Here is a 1,678-nt window from a genome sequence, read left to right as displayed (position 1 = left end):
CGGGGTGGGTGCGGGCGGGGACGACCGGGCGGTCAGCCCACGATGGGGCGTTCCTCGGGGTGGCGCACCACGGGCCGGCGCCGCCGCAGCGCGAGCGCGGAGGCCGCGGTGATGGGGCCCACGCGGCCGAGGAACATCAGGGCCATGAGGATGAGCTGGGCCGGCGGCGGCATCGAGGGGGTGATGCCGAGCGTGAGCCCCACGGTGGCGAAGGCGGAGACCACCTCGAAGAGCACCTGGTCGAAGCTGAAGCGGGTGAGCATCAGGATGGCGATGGTCGCCGCCGTGACCAGCCCCACGGCCAGCAGGGCCACCGAGAGCGCCTGGCGCACCACGGCCTGGGGCACGCGGCGGTGGGCGATGACGACCTCCTCGTCACCCCGCACCTCGGCCACCATGACGAACCAGAGCAGCAGGAAGGTGGTCACCTTGAGACCACCGGCGGTGCCCGCCGACCCGCCACCGATGAACATGAGCAGCGTGGTGATGGCCTCGGTCTCGGGACGCACCTGCCCGTAGTCCACCGAGTTGAACCCGGCGGTGCGCGGGAAGACGCCCCCGTTGGCCCACGCGGCCAGCAGCTTCTGGGAGGGCTCCATGCCCGCGAGGGTGCCGGTGTTGCGCCACTCGAAGACGGTGAACGCCACAGTGCCCACGAGCAGCAGCCCCACCGTGCCGGCCAGGGTGAGCCGGGTGTGGATGGACCAATGGCCCGGCGCCCGGGAGGTGCGCTGCGCCCAGGTGCCCGGCACCGACCCGTCGGCCTCGGACTCCAGCGGTCCGTACCCGCCGGCCGGGCCGCGGCGCGCGCCGGGACGGGTGCGGGCCAGGTGGCGCACCACCTCGGCGATGACGGGGAAGCCGAGGCCGCCGAGCACCACGGCCACGGTGATCGGCAGCACCAGCCAGGGGTCGGTGACCACCGGCACGAGGTTGGTGGACCACAGGGCGAAGCCGGCGTTGTTGAACGCCGAGACGGCGTGGAAGACCCCGTGCCACGCGGCGGTGGGCAGCGAGTCGTCGTAGGCGATGCGGAAGCGCACCGTGAGGGCCACGGCCACCAGCGCCTCGATGAGCAGGGAGATGCCGATGACCCGGCGCACCACGCCGCGCACGTCACCGGGGTCCAGGGCGTGCGTCTCGGTCTGCGCCCCCAGGCGGGCCCGCATCCGCATCTTGCCGCGCACCACGAGCGTGAGCAGGGTGGCCAGGGTCATCACACCGAGGCCGCCCACCTGGATGAGGCCGATGATGACCGCCTGCCCGAAGGGGGTCCAGTAGGTGGCGGTGTCGACCGTGACCAGCCCGGTCACGCAGACCGCGGACACGGTGGTGAAGGCGGCCACGAGCAGCGGGGCGGACCCCGGCTCCCGCGTGGCCGCGGGCAGCATGAGCAGCAGGGTGCCGGCCACGGCGGCGGCGGCGAAGCCCGCCAGGACGAGGCGAGCGGGGTTGCTCACCAGGACACCCCAGATCGAGGCGCCGGGTGCGCGGCGCAGGCGGAGGCTCACGACCCGGCAGCCTAGTCCTGCCCGTCGCCGGACCCGCCCGTGTCGCAGGTGGTCCCGGTCACGCGGTCGCCCACATCCACCGGCAGAGTGCCGGCGGGGGTGACCCGCCCGACCAGCGCCTCGGCCACGGCCTGCAGCTGGGCCGGGGTGTCGCCGAAGGCGGCGAG

The 1,678-nt window shown here is 74.3% G+C and carries 1 protein-coding gene; it reads right to left on the bottom strand.

Annotated features, from left to right (window positions below; genetic code table 11):
- Positions 1 to 32: 32 nt before the first annotated feature.
- Positions 33 to 1,511 carry a TrkH family potassium uptake protein gene (locus tag HMPREF3099_RS06420; protein ID WP_202816713.1) on the bottom strand — a complete coding sequence of 493 codons (1,479 nt, stop codon included), beginning with the start codon at positions 1,509 to 1,511 and terminating at the stop codon, positions 33 to 35.
- Between the last annotated feature and the right edge of the window lie 167 nt (positions 1,512 to 1,678).

The sequence above is a fragment of the Kytococcus sp. HMSC28H12 genome, assembly GCF_001816045.1.
GTDB classification, from domain to species: domain Bacteria; phylum Actinomycetota; class Actinomycetes; order Actinomycetales; family Dermatophilaceae; genus Kytococcus; species Kytococcus schroeteri.
Note: the sequence above shows the minus strand (reverse complement) of the source record. Positions and strands in the feature narration are given on the sequence as shown.